The following is a 21,645-nucleotide window of genomic DNA, read 5'->3' as shown; positions in this document are numbered from 1 at the left end:
CCATCGCGTACACCCATGGCGCGCCGCGCCTCACGCCGGACGCCGCCTCAGCTCATGCCGGAAGCCGCGTCAGTTACCCGGATAGGGCCAGGCGTTGGGCAGGCAGTGGATCCCGTCGTGGTCGAGGAATTTCGTCTGCTGCTGCATGACCGGCGCGAGCTCGCCGTCCTTGTCGCAGGTGACATGGCTGTACCCGAGCCGGTGGCCGACCTCGTGGTTGATCAGCATCTGCCGGTAGGCGTACATCGCGTCGCCGAAGGTCTCCGACCCCTGCGCCCACCGGTAGGCGTTGATCATCACGCGCTCGGTGGAGGCCGAGTCGCACGAGACGTTGTCCTCGGTGGTGTCCAGGCCCGACCTGGCGCACCAGTCGGCGGTGGTGCCGGGGCTGGCGAGGGTGATCACGAAGTCGGGGGTGCCCGAGTGGATCCGTTCGAAGGTGCGGGCGCCGTTGTGGGCCCAGCTGCGGTCGTCGTTGAGCGTCACCTGCACGGCTTCGGCGAAGAGCTGTCCGTCGAGCCCGAGGCCCTGCTCCACGTCCACCCGGTAGGTGAACTTCTGTCCCTTGCCGGGCGCCTTGTCGATGCCGGCGATCGCGTCGAACTTCCCCGACCCCTTGAGCTTGGGGCCGAGCACGTACTTCGCGTCCATCTTCTGCGCGTACGTCAGCGTGACGGGGCTGGGCGAGGCGGACGCGGACGCCGACGGGCTCGGCCGGTCGTCCCCGCGCGTGGTGTCGTCCACGGCGTCACGGGCCTGGTCGGTCGCGGACTGCGACTGGACGGAGTCCTCGTCCCGCCCGCCGGTTACCTGCCCGGCCACCACGACGGCCAGCACCGTGGTGACGGCAGCGGCGGCGATGCCGGCGAAAGTGCGCCCCTTGGCGCCCTTGGCGGGCAGGGGCTCCCCGGCGGGCGGAGCGTCGGCGGCCACTTCGACTTCGGGTGGGGCTGTCACACCGGAGATGGTGTCCCAGTCGGGGACCGAGGCGAAGGAGGCGTACCGATCCTGCTCACGCATGCGCGTGAAGACGTCGTCCTCCTCGAAGGCGTCGAGGTAGTCCTGACGGGGGACCCGGCGCGGGCCGCCCGGAGGCGCCTGGCGCTGACGCGGTATCACGGGCGGTCCGGCACCCGGCCCGGCACCCGGCCCGGCCCCTGCCTGACGTCCCCTCAGGTCGCCCCAGCCGCCCCCGGCTTCGCGCTGCTCGGGGTGGCCGCCGCGCACCTGCGGGAACCCGTGGGCGGGCGTCCCGTCGGGTACGGGAAAGCGGGGCACTCCGTGCGACGGAGTGCCGTCCGAGCCCTGGGGCGGCGCCTGGACGCGGGCGCCCCGCATGTCCCCCCGCGCGGCCCCCTGGGGCGGCCCCTGGGCCCCCTCGGGCGCACCCTGGGAGGCGGTGCCCTTGGCGGCGCCCTTGGGCGCAGGCCCACGCCGGCTGTGGCGTCCCACGACGGCCTCAGCCCCTTGCTGTATCGGTCGCGGCAGCCGTCTCAGCGACGAGGTCCCGGAACGCCGTCGCCACCGTCTCGGGGTACTCCATCATCGCCACGTGGCCGGCGTCCGGCAGCGTGAGCAGGCGGGAGTCGGGGAAGGCGCGGGCGGCCCGCTGCGCCATGCGGATGCCGACGAGCTGGTCGCGGCCGCCGTAGACGAGGAGTGTCGGGGCGAGGACCCGCTCGGCCTGCCGCCACAGCCCGTGCTGGCCGCCCAGCGTGTACGCGCTGAGCAGCCCGCGCGTGGTGCGCGTCATCGCGTCCCAGAAGTACGGCAGCTGCAGCCGCCGCTCCAGTTCCTCCACCGCGTGCCGGAACGCCTCCGGGCTGACCCGCCCGGGATCGCCGTAGCAGAGCGCCGTGACGCCCCGGACGCGCTGCTCGGCCGTCCACTCCCGGGTCAACCTGCTGAAGAGCGCGGCCACCCCGGGCAGCCCGACCAGGCCCGTGGGGACCGCGGTGCGCTGCACGCGCAGCTCCGGCAGTGCGGGCGAGACCAGGGTCAGGGTGCGCACGAGATCGGGCCGGACCGCGGCGACGCGCGTGGACACCGCGCCGCCGAGGGAGTTGCCGAAGAGGTGGACGGGCCCGCGCTGGGCGGCATCGAGGTAGCGGATCACGGCACGCGCGTGTGCCGTGATCGAGTAGTTGCCGTCGTCCGGCGGCGGGGAGTCGCCGAAGCCCGGGAGATCGACGGCCTCGCTGGCCACGACCCCGTCGAGCAGCGCCATCAGCGCGGACCAGTTCTGTGAGGAACCGCCCAGGCCGTGCACGTACAGGGCGGGCTGGAGCCCCTCGCGCACGGGAGGCCTGGAACGGACCGCCAGCGTGACGCCGGGCAGCCCGACCGACCGGAGTCGCTCGCCCTCCGCGACCCGCACGGCGGTCACCTTCGGCAGCACGCTGGCGGGCGGCACTGAGGGCAACTCGGTCGAAGACATGCGGCAATGTTACGAGACGATCACGCGCGACTTTGTGTGTTCGCCGTCACACGCGCGGGTCGAACAGATATCGACATCGACCTCCGGCCGACCCCCCACCGATGCCATACCGGCGCGAATCGGGGGCACAGCGCACACCGATCGCATAGCGTCCGAAACGGGTGTCTCCTAGGCTCATACCGAGGGCACCCGCTTGTGGCCCCTGCAACTCGCAGGGACTTTCGTAGGAAGGGAGCCCACCATGGCCGTTGACCCCACCGACCCGGAGACGTTCGAAGAGGACGACGACTTCGGAGAGATCGACGTCGAGGCGCCGGAGAACGACGCAGCCGAGCAGTACGCGGACGTCACACCGGATCGCGACGACTCCCTGGAAGACGCGGACCCCGCCCGGGCCAACGAGGCCGACCTCGCCGAACAGGCCCGCGTCGTCTCGCTCGACGAGGACGACTACCGCTGACGGACGCCGAGCCGGAGCGGGGCCGGAGCATGCCCGGAAGATCCCGTTTCAAAACTGTCTCTGCCGCTACTTCCGTCGTCCAGTCCGTGAAATTCTGCGCTCGCACCGCGCACACCACGGTTACTGAAAAGTACGATGGCGGCGCGGCGCTCACCGCAAGAGGACGACTTTGGGAGGCGGCGTGACAGCCATCGAGCAGACAGAGGCGGCGCGCCCGCGGGGCACTCGCCTGCCGCGCCGTGCCCGACGGAACCAGCTGCTGGGCGCTGCCCAGGAAGTCTTCGTCGCACAGGGCTATCACGCGGCCGCGATGGACGACATCGCCGAGCGGGCCGGCGTCAGCAAGCCGGTGCTCTACCAGCACTTCCCCGGCAAGCTCGACCTCTACCTCGCCCTGCTGGACCAGCACTGCGAGTCGCTCATCCAGGCCGTGCGCGGCGCGCTCGCGTCGACGACCGACAACAAGCAGCGCGTCCGGGCCACGATGGACGCGTACTTCGCCTACGTCGAGGACGACGGCGGCGCCTTCCGCCTGGTCTTCGAGTCGGACCTGACGAACGAGCCGGCGGTGCGCGAGCGCGTCGACAAGGTCACCACCGAGTGCGCCGAGGCGATCTGCGAGGTCATCGCCGAGGACACGGGCCTCTCGCGCGCGGAGTCGATGCTGCTCGCCTCCGGTCTGGGCGGCCTCGCGCAGGTCGTGGCCCGGTCGTGGCTGCACAGCGACCGCAGCGTCCCGCGCGACCAGGCGGTACAGCTGCTGGCCTCCCTGGCCTGGCGGGGCATCGCCGGTTTCCCGCTGCACGGAACCGATCAGCACTGACCCGTGGGGGCGCCCGGCCGTTTGTTCCCGCCCGCTGTTCGCTCCTGGCGTGGACGGCCGGACCGTGTACGTCCCCTCACCGGGCTAATGTGTGCAGCGTACGGCGCGGACGCCCGCGCACCCCATGACCGTCGGAGGGACATAGCCGTGGAGGTCAAGATCGGCGTGCTGCACGCACCCCGCGAGATCGTTCTGGAGAGCGGTCAGACTCCCGAGGAAGTCGAGCGCGTGGTGGCCGAGGCCCTGGCCGGAAAGTCGCAGCTGCTCAGCCTCGTGGACCAGCACGGCCGCAAGGTCCTGGTTCCGGCCGACCGCCTGGCCTACGTCGAGCTGGGCGAGGCCGCCCCGCGCAAGGTGGGCTTCGGCGCGCTCTAGGCGAAGCGACGGAGCGGGGCCCGACGATCGTTCGATCGCCGGGCCCCGCTCCGTTTTCCCCGACGCTCTTCCTCGACGCTCTTCGCCAACCCTCTTCCCGACCCTCTTGGCCGACGCTCTTCGCCGACCCTCTTCGCCGTGGATTTCGCTGTCAGCGTGTTCTCCACAGATGGAGCACAACCCGACCACAGAGGAGGATTGCATTCCGCAGGTCACGGGTAATGACGGGCTACGACCCCGGTGCACAGCCCCGCCGTCTGGGAGGGACCCACATGATCTTGGAAGCGCTCGGCTCCGCTGCGCTAGGTCTCGTGCTCGCATGGGTGGCGGTACGTCGCCTCTCCCACCGCATGCCCGTCCGCTCCCTCGTCTTCGCGACGGGCGTCGCCGGAGCCCTGTTCGGTGACTTCGTCACCCACAGCGCGCTGGGCCCCGGCACCGCTCTGCCGAGCCTCCTCGGCGCGGCGATCGTCTCCGCCGCCTCGCTCTCCCTGCTGCTGCGTCCGGCCGGAAGACTCCGGCGACGATCGGTCCCGGCGTAGCCGCAGCGCTCCGCCCGCTCTGGACCGCCGACGCCGGACCGCCCGCTCTGGACCGCCGACGCCGGACCGCCCGCCGTGGACCGCCCGCGCCGGACCGCCCGCGCTACGCCGCGAGCCCCAGCGCAGCCATCCGCTTGGTGTGCGCCTCGGTGATCCGGGAGAACATCCGGCCCACCTCGGCGAGGTCGAAGCCGTCCGCGACGCCGCCCACGAGCATCGTCGACAGCGCGTCGCGGTCCGCGACCACCCGCTGGGACTGCGACAGGGCCTCGCCCATCAGCCGCCGCGCCCACAGCGCGAGCCGTCCGCCCACGCGCGGGTCCGCGTCGATCGCGGCGCGCACCCGGTCCACGGCGAAGCCGGCGTGACCGGTGTCGTCGAGCACGGCCAGCACCAGCGCGCGGGTGTCGTTGTCCAGACGCACCGCGACCTCACGGTAGAAGTCGCTGGCGATCGAGTCGCCGACGTACGCCTTGACGAGGCCCTCCAGCCAGTCCGACGGCGCCGTCTGCCGGTGGAAGCCGTCGAGCGCGGCGACGAACGGCTCCATCGCCCGCGTCGGCTCCTCACCGATCTCCGTGAGCCGGTCCCGCAGCCGCTCGAAGTGGTGGAACTCGGCCGACGCCATCTTGGCCAGCTCCGCCTTGTCCTCCAGCGTGGGCGCCAGCTTGGCGTCCTCCGCGAGCCGCTCGAACGCCGCCAGCTCGCCGTACGCCAGCGCACCCAGCAGATCCACGACCGCGGCGCGGTACTGCGGGTCGGCGGCGGCCTTCGCCCAGTCCTGCGCGGCGATACCGGTGGCGGTGGCGGTGTTCTCAGGCTTGTCAGAGGTCGTCATGCAGCGCACAATAGCCCGCTCACCGCAGGGTGGAAGTCCCTGGTCAATCAGTGTGACAACGAAGACGTACGGGACCACGCCAGGCACTGTGACAACCACAACGTGACCGAATCGGCCATCGCATGTGCACGATTCCGGGGTATGGTGGTAATGCGCCTGCCGAATATTCGACGGGCCGCACGTATGAGGATGCCCGGTCGGTGGCCCGATCGGCTCCGACCCGACAGCCCTCCTCGTCCGTAAAGCACTGTGCAGTCACGGTGCGTACGGAACCCGGAGGGACCCCCTCAGCGGTACGAGCGCTAGAGCGTCGGCAGAGGTCCCGTGCCATACGGCTTGCCCCAGCGGTTGGCTCGTAAGGCAGCCGACGTCCCCCCGGCACGGTCCGTCAACGACCCCCGCGCTCGCCTCGCACCGCGCACACAGAAGAGGCAGCACCCTGACTACGACGTTCCGAGAGCTCGGAATCCTTTCCGAGACCGCCGAGGCCCTTGAGGCCGTCGGCATCATCAGTCCCTTCCCCATCCAGGAGATGACGCTCCCCGTGGCCCTGACGGGCACGGACGTCATCGGACAGGCCAAGACCGGCACCGGCAAGACGCTGGGCTTCGGCCTCCCGCTCCTCGAGCGCGTGACCGTCCCCGCCGACGTCGAGGCCGGCCGCGCCAAGCCCGAGGACCTCACCGACGCCCCGCAGGCGCTCATCGTCGTCCCCACGCGTGAGCTGTGCACGCAGGTCACCAACGACCTGCTGACCGCGGGCAAGGTGCGCAACGTGCGCGTCCTCGCCATCTACGGCGGCCGGGCCTACGAGCCCCAGGTCGAGGCCCTCAAGAAGGGCGTCGACGTCGTCGTCGGCACCCCGGGCCGACTGCTGGACCTCGCGGGCCAGAAGAAGCTCGACCTCAAGCACATCAGGTCGCTCGTCCTCGACGAGGCCGACGAGATGCTCGACCTGGGCTTCCTGCCCGACGTCGAGAAGATCATCAACCTGCTTCCGGCGAAGCGCCAGACCATGCTGTTCTCGGCGACCATGCCCGGCGCGGTCATCAGCCTGGCCCGCCGCTACATGTCGCAGCCGACGCACATCAACGCCACGTCGCCGGACGACGCGGGCAGGACCGTCGCGAACACCAAGCAGCACGTGTACCGCGCGCACAACATGGACAAGCCCGAGATGGTGGCGCGCATCCTCCAGGCGGAGGGCCGCGGCCTGGTCATGGTGTTCTGCCGTACCAAGCGCACGGCGGCCGACCTGGCCGACCAGCTCCAGCAGCGTGGCTTCGCCTCCGGCGCGGTCCACGGCGACCTCGGCCAGGGCGCCCGTGAGCAGGCGCTGCGCGCGTTCCGCAACGGCAAGGTCGACGTCCTCGTCTGCACCGACGTCGCCGCTCGCGGCATCGACGTCGAGGGCGTCACGCACGTCATCAACTACCAGTCCCCCGAGGACGAGAAGACGTACCTGCACCGCATCGGCCGTACCGGCCGCGCGGGCGCCAAGGGCATCGCGATCACGCTCGTCGACTGGGACGACATCCCGCGCTGGCAGCTCATCAACAAGGCGCTGGAGCTCGAGTTCAGCGACCCGCCGGAGACGTACTCCACCTCTCCGCACTTCTACGAGGAGCTCGGCATCCCCGCGGGCACCAAGGGTGTCCTGCCGCGCGCGGAGCGCACCCGCGCCGGGCTCGACGCGGAAGTGCTCGAGGACCTGGGCGAGCCGGGCGGCCGAGGCGCACGCGGTCGCAACGACCGGGGCGGTCGTGGCGACCGAGGCGGTCGCGGTGACCGCGGTGGCCGGGGCGAGTCCCGTTCCAACGAGCGCACCAGCGAGCGCTCCGACGAGCGTGAGCGTTCGGCCGGTACACCGCGCCGACGTCGTCGGATGCGCAACGGCGCCCCCGTCGACGCCACGTCGGCCCCGGCCGCGACCACGGCGCCGGAGCAGGTGACGGAGGAGGCCGCCGGCCCGCGCACCCCGCGCCGTCGCCGCCGTACGCGCGCCGGATCGGGGCAGGAGGCCGCCGTCGCGGCGAGCACCCCGGTGGTCGTCGAGCCGGTCGTCCAGGCTGCGGAAGCGGCCGTCGCGACGGCGGAGGGCCTCGCCCTCGACACGCCGGAGCAGCCGCGTCGCCGCCGCACCCGCAAGACCGCGGAGGCCGCGCCGGCCACCACCGTGACGCCCACCACCGTGCCGGAGCCGGCTGCCGAAGCCGTCGTCGACACGGTGCAGACGGTCGTCGACACGCAGGAGACGGCGGAGGTCAAGCCGCGCCGTCGCACCCGCAAGGCGACGGCTCCGGCCGAAGCCGCGGTCGCGGTCGACGTCGAGGCAGTCAAGGCCGTCGAGGTCGTCGAGACGGTCGAGCCTGCGGTCAAGCCGCGTCGCACCCGTAAGACGGCTGCCGCCGCCGAGACCGCGGTCGACACCGCGGAAGCGACCGAGGCCAAGCCCCGCCGCACCCGCAAGACCGCCGCCAAGACCGAGACGACGGCCACCACGGCCGACATCCCGGCCCAGGCCACGCAGGAACCGGAGGCGGAGACCCCGGCCGCCGCGCCCCGCCGCCGCACCACCCGCAAGACCGCCGCCACCGCCCCGGCCCCGGCCGAAGCCGTGGTCGCGCTCGACACGGCGGAGGGCGTGGAGCCGACGGAGACCAAGCCGCGTCGCCGCACCACCCGCAAGGCGGCGGCCCCGGCGGAGGCCGCCGTGGAAACGGTCGAGGCCACCGAGGTCAAGCCGCGACGCACCCGTAGGACGGCAGCGACGGCCACCGCGGCCGTCGAGGCTCCGGAAGCCGTCGAGGCCGAGGTCAAGCCCCGTCGCACGCGCAAGGCAGCGGCTCCGGCCGAGGCCGCGGTCGACACGGCCGAGGGCACGGAGACGAAGCCGCGCCGCACCCGCAAGACGGCCGCCAAGACCGTCACGACCGCCACGACCGCCACGGCAACGGAAGCGGAGCCGGTCGCGGAGGCCGCGGTGACCAAGCCGCGTCGCACCCGCAAGACGGCTGCCGCCGCAGAGACCGCGGTCGACACCGCGGAAGCGACCGAGGCCAAGCCCCGCCGCACCCGCAAGACCGCCGCCAAGACCGAGACGACGGCCACCACGGCCGACATCCCGGCCCAGGCCACGCAGGAAGCGGAGACCGCGGCCGCCCGGCCCCGCCGCCGCACCACTCGCAAGACCGCGGCCGCCGTGGAGCCGTCGGAGAGCTGAGGTCACACCCGAGGGCCCGGTCCACCTGTGTGGGCCGGGCCCTCGGCGTTTGCCGGACGTCTCCTCGACAGCCGCCCCGGTCGAGGGCGAGAAGAGGAACGCCGGGTAATCTCCCCCCGTGTCCAAGCCCACCAGGTCGACCCCCTTCCCGCCGCCCCCCGGCGCACGTTCGTACGCCCTGCGCACCGAGCGCGGTGAGTTCGCCGTCGTCGACTCGCCCGTGGCCGCCGGCGTCGAGCCGAGGGGGGTCGCGTTGCTGCTGCCGGGCTTCACCGGCAGCAAGGAGGACTTCCACCGGCTGCACGAGCCCCTCGCGGCCCGCGGCTATCGGACCGTCGCCGTGGACGGGCGTGGACAGAACGAGTCCGACGGACCGGCCGACGACGAATCCCCGTACGCACAGGAGGAGTTGGCGCGGGATGTGCTCGCGCAGGCGGCCGCCCTGGGCACGCCGCTGCATCTCACCGGGCACTCCATGGGCGGCCAGGTCGCCCGCGCGGCCGTCCTTCTGGACCACTCGCCCTTCGTCTCGTTCACGCTGGTCTCCTCGGGCCCGGCCGAGATCTCGGAGTCCCAGAAACAGCGCGTGAAGCTGCTGCACGACGCGCTCGCGGTGATGACGATGCCGGAGGTGTGGGCGGCGATGCAGGCGATGGGACCGCCGGAGGAGGTCGGCGGTCCGGCCCGCGGCTTCGGCAAGCTGGAACAGCTGGAGCTGCGCTGGCTGAACCACAAGCCCGCACAACTCCTCGTCGCCGGACGCCGGTTGTGCGTCGAGCCGAACCGGGTCGCGGAGCTCGCCGCCGTCCCGCTGCCGCTCCATGTCCTGTCGGGTGCTCGGGACGACACCTGGCCGGTGCCCCTCCTCGACGACATGGCCGTGGACCTGCGTGCGCACCGGACGGTCGTGCCGGGCGCCGAGCACTCACCGAACCTGGACAAGCCGCTGCCGACGGCCCATGGGCTGGCCGACTTCTGGGACCGTCACCCGGGATAGCCGGTACCGCCGGGCGGACAGGCCCTGGTACCGCTAGTACTGCGTCTGCACGTGCTCCCAGAAGCCGTCGCGCAGCGCGCGCCGCAGGTCCGCCTGGCCGCGCAGGGAGTACTGCAGGATGCCCTCGGCCTCCACCAGAAGGTCCTGGTCGACGGAGCCGGGGAGGTAGGGGTGGCCCGGCAGCAGCTCGGCCAGGGCCTCTCTGCCCCGCGCCGCCAGCCACTTCGCCGCGATCTGCGCACCGACGAAGCGGACGGCCTCGCGGGTGGGACGGTTCGCGCCGGTCGTCTCATAGGCGGCGGCGGTGCGCCGGGAGACGTACGGCTTGAAGAAGTCGAGGTCGAGGGTGCGCTGACTGTCGACCTCCCAGAGCAGCGGCTCGGCCTGGTTGCGGCCTTCCGGCGCCTCGATGCCCCAGAGGTGGACGCGGGCGCCGTACCCCTGCGCGGCCTCCACCGCCGAGACCAGGTCCTCGTCGCCGCCCAGCAGGGCCGCGTCGCTGATGGCGCGGTGGCGGGCCAGTGACTCCAGGTCCGTCCGGATGAGCGAGTCGACGCCCTTCTGCTGGTTGTTGGCGTTCAGGTTGCCCAACCGCACCTTCACGTCCGGCAGTTCGGCGATGGACTGCTGCTCGGAGGTGTGGATACGGCGCCGGGCGCCGTCGTACCAGTAGACGCGCAGCAGTCGGCTGTCGGCGAAGATCGAGCGGGCGCGGTCGATGAGCGCCTCGATCAGGCCCTCGGCGTCGAGGTCGAAGGCCCGGCGGTCCTCGGTACCTGCCACCAGGCGCCCCGCGGCCGCGTACAGATACCCCGCGTCGACGAAGATCGCGTGGGTCGAGGGCGTCTTGGCCACCTCGGCGAGCATGCGCGTGAGCAGCTCGTTCGTGCGGTCGATGCGGGCGGCGAGGTCCGGCAGGTCGTCGTTCATCACCTCCATTGTCCCGGTGGTCACGCTGCGAACACAACCGGTCCCGTTCAGTCTCCACAAACCGGCTTACTCGTTAGTAATTAGTCGTTCGAAAAATTTCTTTAGCGTAGGGAATGTTTGTAACACGCATCCCGTTGACTACCTACGTAACCAAGTAGTTCTCCTCAGGAGGATGACCAGACGAAGGGAGAAGCCATGCGCTTCGAAATCATGCGACTCGACGACGTCGACGGCACACCCGTGGACAGCACCGTCGTGGACGCCGCCTCCGTCAACCGGATCGTTCAGCAGGCCGCCGCCATCGGGCAGCGGCTGTGGATCCGTCCGGCCGACCCCACGGCCTCGTAACACGGGACACGGTCCCTTACAGGTTTTCAGAGCCCCCTACGGCCATGCCGTAGGGGGCTCTGCGCATACGACCGGGGATCCGGTCAGCTCGCGCGGATCACCTGGGTGACCCCGTTGATGATCTGCTGCACGGCGATCGCGGAGAGCATCATGCCCGCGAGCCGGGTCACCAGGACCACACCACCGTCCTTGATGACCCGGATGATCAGCAGCGAGTACCGCATCACCAGCCACAGCACGACATGGATGGCGAGGATCGCCATCCAGACGGACACCTGCGTCGCCACGCTGTCGGCCTTCTGCACGGCGAGGATGACGGACACGATCGCGCCCGGTCCGGCCAGCAGCGGCATGCCCAGCGGGACGAGCGCGACGTTGACGTCCTTGGTCTGCTTCGGCTCGTCGGTCTTGCCGGTGAGCAGGTCGAGCGCGATCAGCAGGAGCAGCAGTCCGCCCGCGATCATCAGCGCGGGCACGGAGACGTGCAGATAGTCGAGGATCTGGTGCCCCAGCAGCCCGAAGACGGCGATCACACCGCCCGCCACACAGACCGCCTGGAAGGCCATCCGCTTCTGCACCTTGCCGGGACGCCCGGAGGTCAGCGCGAGGAAGATCGGGGTGATCCCCGGGGGATCCATGATGACGAAAAGGGTGAGAAAGAGAGAGCCGAAGACGGCGACGTCGAACATCAGTGCACAGACCTTGCGGGGAAGAGGGCGAACGTGGGCGGAGGGTGAGCCTCAGGCTCCGCCGGTCCCCGGCACCGGGAACGCGCCGGTGGCACGCCGGGTGATCTCCCCGTACACCTCGGGGTCGGTGGTGTACTCGCCGAGCACACACGTCTTGCGGCTGCCGTGGTAGTCCGACGAGCCGGTGACCAGCAGCCCCAGATCGGCGGCCAGCCCGCGCAGTCGGGCCCGCGTGTCCGCGTCGTGGTCCATGTGATCGACCTCGATGCCGTCGAGGCCGGCCGCGGCCAGCTCGGCGATCGCCGACTCCGGCACCGTACGACCGCGCTTGCTCGCGCCCGGGTGGGCGAAGACGGTGACCCCGCCCGCGCCCTTGACCAGCCGGATCGCCTCGAAGGGGTCGGTCTCGTGCTTCGCGACGTGGGCCCGGCCGCCGTCGGCGAGCCAGTCCTCGGTGAAGGCGTCGCTCACGGTCGGCACGACGCCCAGCTCGACCAGGGCGGTGGCGACGTGCGGCCGACCGACGGACCCCTCCCCCGCGATCCGCGCGACCTGCTCCCAGGTGACGGGCACGCCCAGCTCGTTGAGCCTGGCGACCATCCCGCGCGCCCGGGGCACCCGGTCGTCCCGCACCAGCTCGCGCTCGGCGAGCAGCGCGGGCTCCTCGGGGTCGAACAGGTAGGCCAGCATGTGCATGCTGACGCCGTCGATCCGACACGACAGCTCCGCGCCGGTGACCAGGGTGAGCCCCTGCGGCAGCGCGGCGATGGCCTCGGCATGCCCACGGGTGGTGTCGTGATCGGTCAGCGCGACGACGTCCAGACCGGCGGCGGCAGCGTTGCGGACCAGCTCGGCCGGGGTGTCCGTCCCGTCGGAGGCAGTGGAGTGGCAGTGCAGATCGACACGCACGAGCGGACTCCAGACAGCTACGGGACGGAAGCGGACGCTCCAGCATAACGGCTCATCACACCGCCCCTGTCACACCCAAAAGCCTGGAGCACCCCCTACATCCACAGGCCCCGCCGCCCGGCCCTGCAACCCGCCACGGCTTGATACGACCCGCTACGGCTTGAGCAGGCGCGGCGACAGCGCCCCGCAGGGCACCAACTCCAGCTCCGCGCCGGCATCCCGCAGATCCGTCAGCACCAGCTCGTCGTACATCAGCAGCCCCGACTGCTCGGGCCACACCACGGCCCACAGCCACAACCCCCGCGCCTCGCCGGCGAAGACCGCGCGGTCGTCCGGGGTGGCGGAGACATGCCAGAGCGGGGTGGGACGGCCCGCGGCCAGGACCTTCGCCTGCGGAGGTTTCTCGACGCTCATGTACGGACCCGGATCCGGCCCGTCGACACCGGCGTACCGCGCGCCGAGCCCGACGCCCAGCTCCTCGGCGACGAGGATCAGCTCGCCCATCCCGCCGAGCGGCCCCGGTCCGGAGCAGGCCACGACGGTGGCGCGACCGCCACTGCGGTCGTCCCCCGCGTATGTCACGCCCGTGAACAGCCAGCCGACGGGCAGCGGCCACGGCATCCACAACGGCACCTGAGTGCGGTGCACGGCGACGCTGAGGGCCTCGACGCTGGGCGGGATCACGGGCTGCAGCGGATGCACCGTCCCGTGCACATCACACTGCCAGGAATCGGCGAAGAGTCCGGGAGCCCTGACCCGGCCACCACACTTCGGGCAACTGGGTTCGCCCCTCATAGAGCCCCACGGTCCTACCCGAGCCCGCCCACGTCAAGGACGATCACCCGTCCGGGCGGAAACCGATCGACCGGAACCATTTAGATGCAGCTTGCATTAATTAGGTGAGCTAACTTATCGTGTGTATATGCCAACTATATTCATGAGGGGTGCGCAGCCGAAAGCGGTGTGGGCGACGGCCGGCGCGTCCGTCGTCGCCTTCATGGGCATCGGCCTCGTCGACCCGATCCTGCCGTCCATCGCCCAGGGACTGGACGCCACGGCCGGCCAGGTCTCGCTGCTGTTCACCTCGTACTTCCTGATCACCGCGTTCGCGATGCTGGTCACCGGCTTCGTCTCCAGCCGCATCGGCGGCCGCCGGACGCTGCTGCTCGGCCTCGCCCTCGTCGTCGTCTTCGCGGGCCTCGCGGGCACCTCGGGCTCGGTCGCCGAACTGGTGGGCTTCCGGGCCGGCTGGGGACTGGGCAACGCCCTCTTCGTCTCCACCGCCCTCGCGGTGATCGTCGGCGCGGCGGCCGGAGGCAGCGCGGCCGCCGTCCTGCTGTACGAGTCCGCCCTCGGCCTCGGCATGGCCTGCGGGCCGCTGCTGGGCGCGCTGCTCGGCGACGCCAGCTGGCGCTACCCCTTCTTCGGCACCGCGTTCCTGATGGCCGTCGGCTTCCTGTGCATCACGGTGTTCCTGAAGGAGCAGCCGAAGCCCGCCCGCAAGGTCTCGGTCCTCGACCCCCTCAAGGCGCTCGGGCACGGCGGTCTCGCCTCCGCCGCGGCCTCGGCGTTCTTCTACAACTACACGTTCTTCACCGTGCTGGCCTTCACCCCGTTCGTGCTGAACATGACCCCCTACAGGTCCGGGGCGGTGTTCTTCGCGTGGGGTGTGCTGCTCGCCGTCTGCTCGGTCGTCGTGGCGCCGCGGCTGCAGGAGCGGTTCGGTTCGCTCAAGGTGCTCGGCGGCTCGCTGCTGCTGCTCGCCGTCGACGTGCTCGTCCTCGGCTACGGCGAGCACGCCACGGCGATCGTCTGCACGATCCTGTCGGGCGCGTTCATCGGCGTGAACAACACCGTCTACACCGAGTTGGCGCTCGGCGTCTCGGACGCCCCGCGGCCGGTGGCGAGCGCCGGATACAACTTCGTGCGGTGGTTCGCGGCCGCGGCCGCGCCGTTCTTCGCGCCGAAGATCGAGGAATGGACCGACATCCACGTGCCGTTCGTCGTCGCGGCGGCGACGGCGGTGCTCGGCGCGGCCGTGGTCGCCGTACGGCGCAAGGCGCTCACGAAGGACGTCGAGGAGCTCGAACCGGGGCATGCGGCCGAGGACTCGGTCACCGTCTTCGCCAACTGAACGCCTTCGGCCACCTGTTGGTGACCTTCCTCACGAAACGTCATACGAGGCGTCAGTCGAGCGGGACGGACCTGCGGGACGGATCCCGCAGGTCCGTCCCGTTCGTCAGCCAGCGCTCCTGGAGGGCCTGGGCGCCGTGCACGCGCTTCCAGGCGGCCTCGTTCGCGGTCATGGGGAGCAGCGGCAGGAAACGGACCGGGTCGAGGGGCTCGTCGAGGTCGAGATCCTCGACCAGACCGCCCGGCTCGGCGACCAGGACCGAGGTGAACGGTGCGCCGGGCCACAGCGGTTCGCCGACGTCGAGCGAGGCGCCGGGGGCCACGACCACGCCCTCGACCTGCGGGGACGCGGCGAGCACGGCGAGCGGACGGAGCACCTTGTCGGTGTCGGCCACGCCCGGCCGGACCGACAGGACCAGTTCGGCGCGCGGCCCCGCGACCGGATCCGCGAGCACCGCCGTGGGGTCGCTCATCGGCTGCGCGGACATGCCGAGCGTGGCGTAGCGGACGATGTCGCCCTCATGGAAACGGAGTACCTCGACGCGGTCCGTACCGAGGAAGGTGACCGCGGCGCGGGCGTCCGGCTCGCCCAGCGCGGAGCGCAAACGAGCCTCGACCAGAGGAAGAACATCAGCCATGCGGCGAGCATAGAACTCATCGGCACAGGGCAAAGCAGCGCCTTGACACTTCACTCGGCTGGTAGTCTGGCCCGGTGGTTCGGGGCAGCACGCAGAAGCGTCGCTATCTTGCCTCGACGCAGACGAGACTCCCTTACGAGGGACCGGCTGGAGGAGGTGGGGCTGTCATGGATCGAAGTCACCCGTGCAGTACCACTCGCTCTTCCGGCCGCTGATGCAGCTGCTCCGGCTTCTTGGCCCTCGGCTGGTCGCCACCTCTCGCGCTCATCTTCATGCGGAAGAGCACTTCGTTTCGTTTTTTGCCTGATCTGTCTGACCTGATCTGTCTGATCTGCCAGATCTCTCTGATCTGAATCAGTAGCGAAGCTCGCCACCGCGACGGAGCGGTGCTCCCCGCTTTGTGGACGTGCCAAACCTCCGCAGTCAGGACGTCCCCATTCCGGGTAGTTCCACCCGTCGTCGGCGGCCTTTCGTTGCCTGTCACGAAGGAGCCTGCCATGTCGATGATCCGCGACCTCCGTGCCGTCGTCCGCCCCGCCCGCCCCTCCCTGCGCAAGGGGGGCGGGCGCATCGACGGCAGCGCGTACGACACCACCCGTGACCCCGCGACCCCGTCGGCCGTCGTCGACTGCGCCGTCTACCGGGACGGCTCGCGCGTCGCGTGCACACAGTCGCCGACCCCGCAGGAGGCCATGCGCCAGGTGCGGCGCGACGGAGGCTTCGTGTGGATCGGTCTGCACGAGCCGACCGAGGCCGAATTCGCCGGTATCGCAGCCGAGTTCGGGCTGCACCCGCTGGCCGTGGAGGACGCGGTGCAGGCGCACCAGCGGCCCAAGCTGGAGCGCTACGACGACTCCCTCTTCACGGTCTTCAAGACCATCCACTACATCGAGCACGACCGGCTCGAGGCCAACAGCGAGGTCGTCGAGACCGGTGAGGTCATGTGCTTCACCGGCAAGGACTTCTTCATCACGGTCCGGCACGGCGGCCAGGGCTCGCTGCGCGCCCTGCGCCACCGCCTCCAGGACGACCCCGAGCTGCTGATCAAGGGTCCCTCCGCGGTGCTGCACGCCATCGCGGACCACGTCGTCGACGGCTACATCGCGGTCGCGGACGCCGTGCAGGACGACATCGACGAGGTCGAGACGGAGGTGTTCTCGCCCGGGCGCAAGGGCAGCCCGCGCGGCACGGACGCCGGCCGGATCTACCAACTCAAGCGTGAGGTGCTGGAGTTCAAGCGTGCGGTGTCGCCGTTGCTGCGGCCGATGCAGCTGCTGAGCGAGCGGCCGATGCGGCTGATCGACCCCGACATCCAGAAGTACTTCCGGGACGTCGCCGACCACCTCGCCCGGGTCCAGGAGCAGGTCGTCGGCTTCGACGAGCTGCTCAACTCGATTCTCCAGGCCAACCTGGCGCAGGCGTCCGTCGCCCAGAACGAGGACATGCGGAAGATCACGTCCTGGGCGGCCATCATCGCCGTGCCGACCATGGTCTGCGGGGTGTACGGCATGAACTTCGACTACATGCCGGAGCTGCACTGGAAGTTCGGCTACCCCGTGGTGATGTCGGCCATGGTGGCCCTCTGCTTCGGCATCCACCGCACGCTGAAGCGCAACGGCTGGCTCTGACGGCGCTCTGGATAGGCTGAGCGCCATGACAAGCGAGCTGCTCGACCAGGCCCTCGTCACGCAGGCCCTGATCGAGGAGGCCACCAAGAAGTCCGGCCTCATCTGGGTCCAGGGCGCCGGCGAACCGGCCGCGTGTGCGCTGTGGCACGTGTGGCACGAGGGCGCGGCCTGTCTGGTCGGCGACGGGCCCGGTGAGCAGCCGCTGTCCGGGCTCGTCGGCGGAGGGTCGGCCGAGGTCACCGTCCGCAGCAAGGACAAGGGGGGCCGGCTGGTCTCCTGGACGGCGCGCGTCGTGCAGCTCGAGCCTGCTTCCGAGGCGTGGGAGGCGGCCGTCGCCGAGCTCAAGGGCAAGCGGCTCAACGCGCCCGACGGCGAGGCCATGACCGGGCGGTGGGCGCGGGAGTGCCGGGTGCTGCGCCTGGAGCCGACCGGGACCGTCCTGCCGCTGCCCGACGGGGATCTGGCGGCGCGGCCGGTGCCCTCGCCCGCCACCACCCGTGAGCCGGTCCCGGCGGGACTGCCGAAGCTGCTGCTGAAGAAGCGCAAACGCAAGTAACCGGTTGCTAGAGAGTCACGAGAGCCACGAGAGTCACGAGGACGGCAGCTGCTTGCCGTAGTCCACCGTCTCGTCCTTCGCCGGTTCCTCCAGGTCGAAGTCCTTGCCCCAGGCGGAGAAGCTCAGCGTGCCCGCGCCGCCTGCGCGTTCCAGGCGCAGCGGGTACGGCTTGCCCTCCAGCGACACGTCCAGCTTGCCGCCGGAGCCGCCGTCGCCGGTGATGCGGATCGTGCGGACGCCGGACTGCTCGTGGTGACCGTCCGTGGCCAGCGAGCCGTGCAGCGTCAGCAGACCGTCGAGGAGGAGGTCCTTGTCCGTGAAGCCGCTGAACTTCTTGTACGAGGGGTCGCCCGTCGGCACCTTCACGTACTTGCCGTCGAGTTTGTCGGCGGCCGCCGTGTCCGAGCCGTCGCCTGCCTTGCCGTCCTCCTTGTTCCAGAAGGACGCGTCGGCCTTCAGGTACAGCTGCTCGCCGACCCGCAGCAGATGGAAGGCGACCCCCTCCGCGGTGACCGACCCGGTGCCGCCGTCCGCCTTCAGGCTCATGTCGAGCTTGTACGTGTGCCCGCTGGTGACCACGCTGCCCGACAGCCGCACGGCGTCCACGGCGGCCGCGGCCGCCGTCGTCTTCGACTGGATCTGCGCGGCCGGCAGCTTGCCCACCCCGTTCGTGCCCGCGTCCGGATCCTCACTGCACCCCGCCAGTCCCGTACTTCCCACGACCAGTGCGCACAGCGCGCTCACCAACGGGGTCCGGCGAGTACGACCGTGGGGAATCGCAGTCACAGAGAAGGCTGCCTTTCTGCGGGGGTGTGCTGAGCGGCGTACGGCAGCGTACCGGGGTCGCGGGCCCCGAACGGAGCCGGTCCGTCCGGACCGCCCACCAGGGCGTATCCGATCGGGACGGGCTAGCCTGAAGCCCGCAACGGCGGGCAATCGGGACAAGGGCGGAGGTGCGGTCATGGCAGCGGGCGCCCCGCGGATCTTCGTCTCGCATCTCGCCGGCATCCCCGTCTTCGATCCGAACGGCGACCTGGTGGGGCGGGTGCGCGATCTGGTCGTCATGCTGCGGGTGGGGCGGCGGCCGCCGAGGGTGCTCGGGCTGGTCGTCGAACTGTCCACGCGGCGCCGGATCTTCCTGCCCATGACCCGGGTGACGGGCATCGAGTCCGGCCAGGTCATCACCACCGGTGTGGTCAACGTCCGGCGCTTCGAGCAGCGGCCCACCGAGCGGCTGGTGTTCGGGGAGCTGCTCGACCGGCGCGTCACGCTCGTCGAGACCGGCGAGGAGGTCAACGTCCTCGATGTGTCGGTGCGGCAGCTGCCGGCCCGCCGGGACTGGGAGATCGACCGGGTCTTCGTCCGCAAGGGGAGGAAGGCGAGCGCCTTCCGGCGGGCCAAGGGCGAGACGCTGACCGTGGAGTGGTCCTCGGTGACCGGGTTCTCGCTGGAGGAGCAGGGACAGGGCGCGGAGAGCCTTCTCGCCACCTTCGAGCAGCTGCGCCCCGCCGACCTCGCCAACGTCCTGCACCATCTGTCGCCGAAGCGGCGCGCCGAGGTCGCCGCCGCCCTGGACGACGACCGCCTCGCCGACGTCCTGGAGGAGCTGCCGGAGGACGACCAGATCGAGATCCTCGGCAAGCTGAAGGAGGAGCGCGCGGCGGACGTCCTGGAGGCGATGGACCCCGACGACGCGGCCGACCTGCTCTCCGAGCTCCCCGAGGAGGACAAGGAGCGGCTGCTGAGCCTGATGGAGCCGGCGGACGCGGCCGACATGCGGCGGCTGATGGCGTACGAGGAGCACACCGCGGGCGGGCTGATGACCACCGAGCCGATCGTCCTGCGCCCCGACGCCACCGTCGCCGACGCCCTCGCGCGCGTCCGCAACCCGGATCTCTCCCCCGCGCTCGCCGCCCAGGTCTACGTCTGCCGCCCGCCCGACGAGACCCCGACCGGCAAGTACCTGGGCACGGTCCACTTCCAGCGCCTGCTGCGCGACCCCCCGTACACGCTGGTCAGCGCGCTGCTCGACGACGATCTGCAGGCCCTGGCGCCGGACGCGGCGCTGCCGGTCGTCGCCGGGTTCTTCGCGACGTACGACATGGTCGCGGCGCCCGTCGTGGACGAAGCGGGGTCGCTCCTCGGCGCGGTGACCGTGGACGACGTCCTGGACCACATGCTGCCGGAGGACTGGCGGGAGACCGAGTTCCACCTCCAGGACGAGCCCGAGGACGCGACCGGGGCCGAGGACGCGACGGACGCCGGGGCGACGGCCGAGGGGGCTGGTTCCCATGGCTCCTGAGCGCGAGAGCGGCGGCCGCGTGGAGCGCATCCCGGTCGGGGCGACGGCGACCAGCCGGCACCGCCCCCGTCTGGACCAGCCGCGGCCGCGCCGGCGCCCGCTGCTGCCCGAGTGGGACCCGGAGGCGTTCGGACGGCTGTCGGAGCGCATCGCCCGCTTCCTGGGCACCGGACGGTTCATCGTCTGGATGACGGTCGTCATCATCGTCTGGGTGCTGTGGAACATCTTCGCGCCGCGCGACCTGCGCTTCGACAACTATCCGTTCATCTTCCTGACCCTGATGCTGTCCCTGCAGGCCTCCTACGCGGCCCCGCTGATCCTGCTCGCGCAGAACCGGCAGGACGACCGCGACCGGGTCAACCTGGAGCAGGACCGCAAGCAGAACGAACGGTCCATCGCCGACACCGAGTACCTGACCAGGGAGATCGCCGCTCTGCGCATCGGCCTCGGCGAGGTCGCCACCCGGGACTGGATCCGCTCGGAGCTGCAGGACATGGTCAAGGAACTGGAGGAACGGGTCGACGGGCACCGCGAACCTGCCGTATTCCCGGCGGAACGGTCGCGCAGACGTGACGTAGAAGACCGGTGACGGGCTTACCGGGGCCCCCACCGACAGCCGTACCATCGACCTCATGGCTAGCGAAGACGCGGTGCGCGAGGCACTGGCGACGGTGAACGACCCCGAGATCAACCGACCCATCACCGAACTGGGGATGGTGAAGTCGGTGGAGATCGGCGCGGACGGGGCGGTCGCGGTCACCGTGTACCTGACGGTCTCCGGCTGCCCGATGCGCGAGACGATCACGCAACGCGTGACGGACGCGGTCTCCCGGGTGGACGGCGTCACCCGCGTCGACGTCACCCTCGACGTGATGAGCGACGAACAGCGCAAGGAGCTGGCGACCGCCCTGCGCGGCGGCACCGCCGAGCGCGAGGTCCCCTTCGCCAAGCCGGGCTCGCTGACCCGCGTGTACGCGGTCGCCTCCGGCAAGGGCGGCGTCGGCAAGTCGTCGGTGACGGTCAACCTGGCGGCGGCGATGGCCGCCGACGGCCTCAAGGTGGGCGTGGTCGACGCCGACATCTACGGCCACAGCGTGCCGCGGATGCTGGGCGCGGACGGCCGTCCGACCCAGGTCGAGAACATGATCATGCCGCCGTCCGCGCAGGGCGTGAAGGTCATCTCCATCGGCATGTTCATTTCGGGCAACGCGCCGGTCGTCTGGCGCGGCCCGATGCTCCACCGCGCCCTCCAGCAGTTCCTGGCCGACGTGTACTGGGGCGACCTGGACGTGCTGCTGATGGACCTGCCGCCGGGCACCGGCGACATCGCGATCTCCGTGGCCCAGCTGGTGCCGAACGCCGAGATCCTCGTCGTGACGACCCCGCAGCAGGCCGCGGCCGAGGTCGCCGAGCGGGCGGGCTCCATCGCCGTGCAGACCCACCAGAAGATCGTCGGCGTGGTCGAGAACATGTCCGGCCTGCCCTGCCCGCACTGCGGCGAGATGGTCGACGTCTTCGGCACGGGCGGCGGACAGTCGGTGGCGGAGGGACTGACCCGCACGACCGGCGCCAACGTCCCGGTCCTCGGCTCCATCCCGATCGACGTCCGGCTGCGCGAGGGCGGCGACGAGGGCAAGCCGGTGGTCCTGAGCGACCCCGACTCCCCGGCGGGCGCGGCCCTGCGGGCGATCGCGGGCAAGCTGGGAGGCCGTCAGCGGGGCCTTTCGGGACTGTCCTTGGGGATCACTCCGAGGAACAAGTTCTAGCGCCACGAGCTTGAGGCCACGGCCTTGAGGCCACGAGCTCGAGGCCAACGC

The 21,645-nt window shown here is 71.1% G+C and carries 22 protein-coding genes; 13 read left to right on the top strand and 9 right to left on the bottom strand.

The annotated features are described in order from the left end of the window. Positions 1 to 69: 69 nt before the first annotated feature. Together ABZ725_RS03625 and ABZ725_RS03620 are read right to left on the bottom strand one after the other, a co-directional pair. The gene (locus ABZ725_RS03625) at positions 70 to 1,338 is read right to left on the bottom strand and encodes a DUF3152 domain-containing protein (protein WP_358801371.1); all 1,269 of its coding nucleotides are present in this window, start codon (positions 1,336 to 1,338) and stop codon (positions 70 to 72) included. A gap of 121 nt (positions 1,339 to 1,459) precedes the next feature. Beyond that, entirely contained in the window at positions 1,460 to 2,437 is a 978-nt protein-coding gene (locus ABZ725_RS03620) for an alpha/beta hydrolase (protein WP_358801122.1), read from the bottom strand. A gap of 241 nt (positions 2,438 to 2,678) precedes the next feature. On the opposite strand from ABZ725_RS03620, the gene ABZ725_RS03615 reads away from it, so the two are divergent. From ABZ725_RS03615 to ABZ725_RS03600, 4 genes are all read left to right on the top strand, one after another. Continuing rightward, a complete protein-coding gene (locus ABZ725_RS03615) occupies positions 2,679 to 2,897 on the top strand; it encodes a hypothetical protein (protein ID WP_351903050.1) in 219 nt (72 codons plus the stop codon). A gap of 181 nt (positions 2,898 to 3,078) precedes the next feature. Next, positions 3,079 to 3,720: a TetR/AcrR family transcriptional regulator gene (locus ABZ725_RS03610; RefSeq protein ID WP_069771643.1), complete on the top strand. Its 642-nt coding sequence runs from the start codon at positions 3,079 to 3,081 to the stop codon at positions 3,718 to 3,720. Between the two features lie 147 nt (positions 3,721 to 3,867). Further along, positions 3,868 to 4,095 (top strand): DUF3107 domain-containing protein, encoded by a 228-nt coding sequence (locus tag ABZ725_RS03605; RefSeq protein ID WP_189920010.1) that lies wholly within the window; start codon positions 3,868 to 3,870, stop codon positions 4,093 to 4,095. A gap of 272 nt (positions 4,096 to 4,367) precedes the next feature. Continuing rightward, complete coding sequence (locus ABZ725_RS03600) at positions 4,368 to 4,637, top strand: hypothetical protein (RefSeq protein ID WP_351903043.1); 270 nt, start codon at positions 4,368 to 4,370, stop codon at positions 4,635 to 4,637. A gap of 103 nt (positions 4,638 to 4,740) precedes the next feature. Here the strand turns inward: ABZ725_RS03600 and ABZ725_RS03595 are convergent, their stop codons facing one another. Then, positions 4,741 to 5,484: a ferritin-like fold-containing protein gene (locus tag ABZ725_RS03595; protein WP_358801121.1), complete on the bottom strand. Its 744-nt coding sequence runs from the start codon at positions 5,482 to 5,484 to the stop codon at positions 4,741 to 4,743. A 523-nt stretch (positions 5,485 to 6,007) separates the two neighbouring features. On the opposite strand from ABZ725_RS03595, the gene ABZ725_RS03590 reads away from it, so the two are divergent. Beyond that, positions 6,008 to 8,698, top strand: a complete 2,691-nt coding sequence (locus ABZ725_RS03590; RefSeq protein WP_358801120.1) for a DEAD/DEAH box helicase — start codon at positions 6,008 to 6,010, stop codon at positions 8,696 to 8,698. Between the two features lie 118 nt (positions 8,699 to 8,816). After that, entirely contained in the window at positions 8,817 to 9,695 is an 879-nt protein-coding gene (locus ABZ725_RS03585; protein ID WP_358801119.1) for an alpha/beta hydrolase, read from the top strand. A 33-nt stretch (positions 9,696 to 9,728) separates the two neighbouring features. On the opposite strand, the gene ABZ725_RS03580 is transcribed toward ABZ725_RS03585, so the two are convergent. Continuing rightward, a complete protein-coding gene (locus ABZ725_RS03580; RefSeq protein WP_351916710.1) occupies positions 9,729 to 10,625 on the bottom strand; it encodes an NYN domain-containing protein in 897 nt (298 codons plus the stop codon). 195 nt (positions 10,626 to 10,820) lie between these two features. Here ABZ725_RS03580 and ABZ725_RS03575 point away from each other — a divergent pair, with 195 nt between their 5' ends. Beyond that, positions 10,821 to 10,973: a hypothetical protein gene (locus tag ABZ725_RS03575; RefSeq protein WP_107105381.1), complete on the top strand. Its 153-nt coding sequence runs from the start codon at positions 10,821 to 10,823 to the stop codon at positions 10,971 to 10,973. 83 nt (positions 10,974 to 11,056) lie between these two features. Here ABZ725_RS03575 and ABZ725_RS03570 read toward each other — a convergent pair whose 3' ends face one another. The 3 genes from ABZ725_RS03570 to ABZ725_RS03560 form a co-directional block, all read right to left on the bottom strand. After that, on the bottom strand, positions 11,057 to 11,662 hold the full coding sequence (locus tag ABZ725_RS03570) for a MarC family protein (protein ID WP_351916712.1): 606 nt from the start codon (positions 11,660 to 11,662) through the stop codon (positions 11,057 to 11,059). Positions 11,663 to 11,713: 51 nt separating this feature from the next. Beyond that, positions 11,714 to 12,571 carry a PHP domain-containing protein gene (locus ABZ725_RS03565; RefSeq protein ID WP_358801118.1) on the bottom strand — a complete coding sequence of 286 codons (858 nt, stop codon included), beginning with the start codon at positions 12,569 to 12,571 and terminating at the stop codon, positions 11,714 to 11,716. A 153-nt stretch (positions 12,572 to 12,724) separates the two neighbouring features. Further along, positions 12,725 to 13,366, bottom strand: coding sequence for a DUF6758 family protein (locus ABZ725_RS03560; RefSeq protein ID WP_358801117.1), 642 nt, complete (start codon positions 13,364 to 13,366; stop codon positions 12,725 to 12,727). Positions 13,367 to 13,493: 127 nt separating this feature from the next. Here ABZ725_RS03560 and ABZ725_RS03555 point away from each other — a divergent pair, with 127 nt between their 5' ends. Beyond that, on the top strand, positions 13,494 to 14,705 hold the full coding sequence (locus tag ABZ725_RS03555) for an MFS transporter (RefSeq protein ID WP_358801116.1): 1,212 nt from the start codon (positions 13,494 to 13,496) through the stop codon (positions 14,703 to 14,705). A 52-nt stretch (positions 14,706 to 14,757) separates the two neighbouring features. On the opposite strand, the gene ABZ725_RS03550 is transcribed toward ABZ725_RS03555, so the two are convergent. Continuing rightward, on the bottom strand, positions 14,758 to 15,342 hold the full coding sequence (locus ABZ725_RS03550) for a suppressor of fused domain protein (RefSeq protein ID WP_358801115.1): 585 nt from the start codon (positions 15,340 to 15,342) through the stop codon (positions 14,758 to 14,760). 497 nt (positions 15,343 to 15,839) lie between these two features. On the opposite strand from ABZ725_RS03550, the gene ABZ725_RS03545 reads away from it, so the two are divergent. Both ABZ725_RS03545 and ABZ725_RS03540 read left to right on the top strand, forming a co-directional pair. Beyond that, positions 15,840 to 16,970 carry a magnesium and cobalt transport protein CorA gene (locus tag ABZ725_RS03545; RefSeq protein ID WP_351916721.1) on the top strand — a complete coding sequence of 377 codons (1,131 nt, stop codon included), beginning with the start codon at positions 15,840 to 15,842 and terminating at the stop codon, positions 16,968 to 16,970. A 25-nt stretch (positions 16,971 to 16,995) separates the two neighbouring features. Beyond that, positions 16,996 to 17,526 carry a hypothetical protein gene (locus tag ABZ725_RS03540; protein ID WP_358801114.1) on the top strand — a complete coding sequence of 177 codons (531 nt, stop codon included), beginning with the start codon at positions 16,996 to 16,998 and terminating at the stop codon, positions 17,524 to 17,526. A 33-nt stretch (positions 17,527 to 17,559) separates the two neighbouring features. On the opposite strand, the gene ABZ725_RS03535 is transcribed toward ABZ725_RS03540, so the two are convergent. Further along, positions 17,560 to 18,312 (bottom strand): hypothetical protein, encoded by a 753-nt coding sequence (locus ABZ725_RS03535; protein WP_358801113.1) that lies wholly within the window; start codon positions 18,310 to 18,312, stop codon positions 17,560 to 17,562. Positions 18,313 to 18,487: 175 nt separating this feature from the next. Here ABZ725_RS03535 and ABZ725_RS03530 point away from each other — a divergent pair, with 175 nt between their 5' ends. Genes ABZ725_RS03530 through ABZ725_RS03520 form a run of 3 tightly spaced genes read left to right on the top strand, consistent with a single transcriptional unit; the run spans position 18,488 to position 21,594 of the window. Next, a complete protein-coding gene (locus ABZ725_RS03530; protein ID WP_358801112.1) occupies positions 18,488 to 19,828 on the top strand; it encodes a CBS domain-containing protein in 1,341 nt (446 codons plus the stop codon). Then, positions 19,818 to 20,417 carry a DUF1003 domain-containing protein gene (locus ABZ725_RS03525; protein WP_358801111.1) on the top strand — a complete coding sequence of 200 codons (600 nt, stop codon included), beginning with the start codon at positions 19,818 to 19,820 and terminating at the stop codon, positions 20,415 to 20,417. Before ABZ725_RS03530 ends, ABZ725_RS03525 begins: the two co-directional genes overlap by 11 nt. Before the next feature lie 43 nt (positions 20,418 to 20,460). After that, positions 20,461 to 21,594: an Mrp/NBP35 family ATP-binding protein gene (locus ABZ725_RS03520; protein WP_358801110.1), complete on the top strand. Its 1,134-nt coding sequence runs from the start codon at positions 20,461 to 20,463 to the stop codon at positions 21,592 to 21,594. Positions 21,595 to 21,645: the final 51 nt, after the last annotated feature.

It is taken from the genome of Streptomyces sp. NPDC006872 (assembly GCF_040635845.1).
In the GTDB taxonomy this organism is placed as follows: Bacteria; Actinomycetota; Actinomycetes; order Streptomycetales; family Streptomycetaceae; genus Streptomyces.
This window is presented reverse-complemented; position numbering and strand designations above follow the sequence as displayed.